Below are 4,125 nucleotides of genomic sequence, written 5' to 3' on the forward strand. Positions count from 1 at the left end.
GCAAATAATATTCATGGACCAACCCACGAATCTCATCCCTTGTATAACCCTTCGTAATTGATGACATGGCTGGCTCCTTTAATCAAAAGACACGAATGACTCACAACCAGCCTGACGTAGAGGGCTCTTCCATAAGTGGCGCTGGAGTGGATCATCTTGAAGCGCCAAAACAGTGCCAAATTCATGATTCCTGGTTTCAGGTAGAGCCTGACGGACATCGAAAATGATCTCATGGAAGTGATCGTCTGCCAGTCCAAAGCCTATGAAGAGCAAATGGTGCGTCAATAAATGTGCCTTGACCAAGGAAGTAAGCGCTTGCCGATTTGAGCTGTATCCAAGGTAGTCGTCGCGGGTCAAAACGATTGAATCGGGGCTGGTGATGGATCCATGAAGCTTGAGTAGCCAGCGGTCGGAATCCGTGGAAATATCATCTGGAATGACTGTTGCTGGTACCCCAGCATCTTTGGCAGCATTCTCGTACAACGTGTCGTAGTTCAACGTGATGGCTGCTTGGGACCCGATGCCCACGATCAAAGCAGGCGCCAGCCCGTAACGCCTAACATTGACGTGGCTAGCTACGAATTGTCCGAAGGATTCATTTTGCTCACTCCGAGCTTGTTTCTCAGTGAAGATGCTTTTGATAATAGTGGCGCGATCCACGGTGGACTTCACGCTTTCTAGATTGATCCGCTCCCCGTCCACAAGGCTAAGCTTGTTGGCCAGAATTTTCAGCAGGTCCTCCCAAGTTGGCGCCCCAGCGCTGATGCTAACTCCGGCACCCATAAAGGGGACCAACTTGTCTTGTTTGGCCTTCGCTGCCAGTTCTAAGACTTGATCCCTAAGGCCAGCGCTGAGGGTGGACCAAGAGATGGCTGGATCTTCTTTACGTATCTGCTGGGCCAGTGAATACGCCGCGGAGTCCTGGAGAACAAATGCCACGTCTACTTTGTACTGCTTGGCAGCTTCGTTGGCTTCCTCGAGGAGTGCACGGAGAATGTCGCCACGGTATATTCCGCCTGCGGCGTGTCCAGTTCCGAAAAGTGGAACAGCTAAAAGGGGTAGAGGTCTCTTGGTGCGGCGTTGTTTGGCAACGGCTTTGGCAGCTGTTTCAAGGAAGGCCTTGAAGTGTGGGCGTAGCTCGTCGGCGTTGCTTACACCCTGTAACGGAACCGTTGTCAGTACGGGCATGGGTTCAGATTGACCCCAATCAGAAACAGCGCAGGCATACTCACTCCCGTGCCGCATGGCGGAAGTATCGGTACGTGCTATGGCTGCTTTCAATTGGTGAAGCTCAGCGGTCCATATCGGGTTGATATTGAGGCGAGCATCCGTGGGCAGCAACCATGCATCGCATTGAAAGTGGAGCAGATTTCCCATGGTTACGAAGACGTGTGGTGAGGTCATGAGGTTATCCAAGCTACTAGTTCATGAAGTTGGGTATAGGGCTTACTAGTCAACGTAAGGGCTCCATTTCTGTGCCCGAGACAACACCAGGTCGAGCTGGCTCCCGCCGGCTTCACGTAACTGCTCGGAGTCACCAACCACCACCAGCAAGGTCCGCGCTCGGGACAAGCCAACATACAGGCGCTCGGCCGCTCGTTCCATGTCCTTGAATCCGTTGACGCACAGGATGACCACGGAGCGCTCCAACCCCTTGAATCCGAGGACATGGCCATAAAACTCGGCCTCGTCGGCGTGGAACTCTTTCCAGTACTCGTCCATGTTGCCGGCTTCAAAGTAGGCAAGGTGGATAGGATGGCGAGAGTTGGTGGTCAACAGGGCAATTTGGTTGTTGTCCCATCCATCCTGAATGAGCGCATCTACACAATCACTGGCCACGTCTAGCGCGTCAGCATCGGAGCACTCAACCCGACGCACTGCCATTCCAGTGCTCCCTCGAGGGGTGAACTTTTCCCCGGCAAAACTCTTGAACGTTTCGGCTATCTTTTTCGAGTTGCGCAGATTGTCGTCAATATGAATGGGGAGTAAGTCCGGGATGGGATCCACGGAATCAAAGCGGCGGTAGACGTCCTGGCCGTCATCCATGAACGCGTATATTTCTGAATTGGCAGGGTCTTTGAGACAGACACGCAGAGCTTCCCACCAGAGCGGAGCGAAGTCCTGTGCCTCATCCACGATGACGGCGTCGAATTTTTCTGTGGCTGGCTGGCTGAGCGATTGCGAGTTCCTTCAGCATTCGTGGCATCTCGACGTCGTAGTATTCCTGCCCAACGCCGTCCGGCACTCCCAGCGACTTAACGAATTCGTGAAACTCGCCCGTGAATGCAGGCTTCGCAGATTTCCATCGCAGCACTTCATTGGAAAGGTGCATGCCAAGACCCTTGTTGTAACAAAACAGCCCAACGCGCTTTCCGGCTTTGCACAGTTCACGTGCCTTCTCCACTGCCAGCCAGGTCTTGCCGCTGCCAGCGCCTCCTGTGAACTTGATGCGTGTCAACGAGCGGGTGGCGCCGAGCAGCACTGCCTGCCGTTCGGTCAAACGGTCCTGCTTTTCTTCGTCTTCTTCGTACCCGGCTGCGCTGGTTTCGGGCTGGTCTAGACTGCCTTCAAGCCGGGGGATAATTCTCTCCAAAAATCGAGTAGCCAAAGGAACTGCACCGCCACCTTCAGTTTCGATGGCGTGCCGGATCCTCTCAGCAGGGCTTTTGAGATCGTTCTGGTCGAGGAAGAGTGCTCGGGGACTGCCGGTTTTAACCCATTCCGCTGACATAACCGAGTATGGGAAAGAAGCCATGTAGGCGAACCTGCTGGTGAGCGGGGATCCGATTTGGTCGCTCAACCAGTCTTTGAAAGCGTGAGCTGAGCCCTGCGACTGCGCAAGGGGATCCTGCAGCTTGTGCTTGCCTCCGTTGCTTCCGGACTGGAACCACTGGCCGTGCTCGTTGGTGATCTGCCCGCCCTTGACCTCAAGAGCGGCGAGACCTACTCCAGGCCAGAGGACAAGGATGTCGATCTCGTGTTCCGCGCGGCCGTGACGGACCTGAACCGAGTGGGCCAGGACCACGTTGTCAGGCAGTTCAGCCTTCAGGAGGTCCCACACTGCCTTCTCGGCGTGCTGGCCTTCGGAGAAGTCGGGTTCAGGCGGGATACAGCGCACTTGGGATGGCCTTTCAGAAGTGAAACACGGCGTAGCCATCAATCTACCTGCGGCGTAGCCCGCCAGTCCCTAAAGACTTGAGCTCCATTCTTGACGCCACTTCTGCATTGGAAGATTCTAGTCCAGTGGAAAGATCTTGATCGCCGCATATCGGTGCCGCGTTTGAATAGTTGATGGTAGCTTCGGCAGTTCCGCTTCGCAGAGTTCGTCATGATTATTCACCTGCCCACCAACTGCCGAAGACACAACGGCCAGGAACTGATTCTCGGACCAGAATTCTGGGCCTCGAGCCGTACGCACCACCTCGTTTTTTAGGTTTCGAGAAAGCAGGAGCGGTGGAATGCGAGTGTACGGGATTTCACCGAGAGCTGTAGCAGACGACGGTTGTCTCTATCGTGGGACCTGAATGCCTGTTGCGGTGTCATGGACCTGTTCAACGTTGTCTTCAAAAATGGCCTAGGAATCAGCCAGTTCAGCACCTCACAAATTCTGGGGATGTACAGAGTATGTGAGTTTTGAAACTTCAGGAAGGGCACGTGCGATGTATAGGCCTAGTAAAGTACGGACGATGTGTCACCACATAGCCGTCAATCTCTGGCAATGTCCAACCCATCGCATACCCTGGCCTGGTGAACACATTTGATGGGGGAGAACCGGCAGAATTGCTGGTCGAAGGGCTTTACGAGCTGCTGCACACCGATGACTTGGGAAACCGGCTCCAGCTGGTCCCGGAGTTGCAGCAGGAGCTCATCCAGGTCGATAAGGAAATCTCGCCAGACGTCCTTGCCCGTCACGTTGCCGACGCCGTCCGTGAACTACTGAACGGCACTAAAGCCGAAGAACGTGTTGCGAAGACCAACCAGATCCTGAACGTCATTGACTTAGAACGTGTTGGGAAAGTGGTTATTTTGCCGTTCCGGGCTGCCAAGGAAGGCGGCCGGCTGGCGGTGAGAGACGCCTGGCCATCAGCCCGATCATGGACCACTTCACCATCGCCTCGGCATGGG

At 54.7% G+C, this 4,125-nt stretch carries 4 protein-coding genes; 1 reads left to right on the top strand and 3 read right to left on the bottom strand.

Annotated elements, in window-relative coordinates:
- Positions 1 to 78: 78 nt before the first annotated feature.
- The 3 genes from JMA46_RS16575 to JMA46_RS17375 are packed head-to-tail and all read right to left on the bottom strand — an operon-like array spanning position 79 to position 3,118.
- Positions 79 to 1,404: an SIR2 family protein gene (locus JMA46_RS16575; RefSeq protein ID WP_207346453.1), complete on the bottom strand. Its 1,326-nt coding sequence runs from the start codon at positions 1,402 to 1,404 to the stop codon at positions 79 to 81.
- 45 nt (positions 1,405 to 1,449) lie between these two features.
- Complete coding sequence (locus JMA46_RS17680) at positions 1,450 to 2,136, bottom strand: ATP-binding domain-containing protein (protein WP_348770209.1); 687 nt, start codon at positions 2,134 to 2,136, stop codon at positions 1,450 to 1,452.
- A complete protein-coding gene (locus tag JMA46_RS17375) occupies positions 2,129 to 3,118 on the bottom strand; it encodes an NERD domain-containing protein (protein ID WP_348770210.1) in 990 nt (329 codons plus the stop codon). The genes JMA46_RS17680 and JMA46_RS17375 overlap by 8 nt, the downstream gene beginning before the upstream one ends.
- A gap of 629 nt (positions 3,119 to 3,747) precedes the next feature.
- Here JMA46_RS17375 and JMA46_RS16585 point away from each other — a divergent pair.
- Positions 3,748 to 4,125 (top strand): hypothetical protein (locus tag JMA46_RS16585; protein ID WP_207346454.1); only part of this gene is annotated, 378 nt, incomplete at its 3' end.

Origin of the sequence: Arthrobacter sp. E3, from assembly GCF_017353415.1 — a bacterium.
In the GTDB taxonomy this organism is placed as follows: domain Bacteria; phylum Actinomycetota; class Actinomycetes; order Actinomycetales; family Micrococcaceae; genus Specibacter.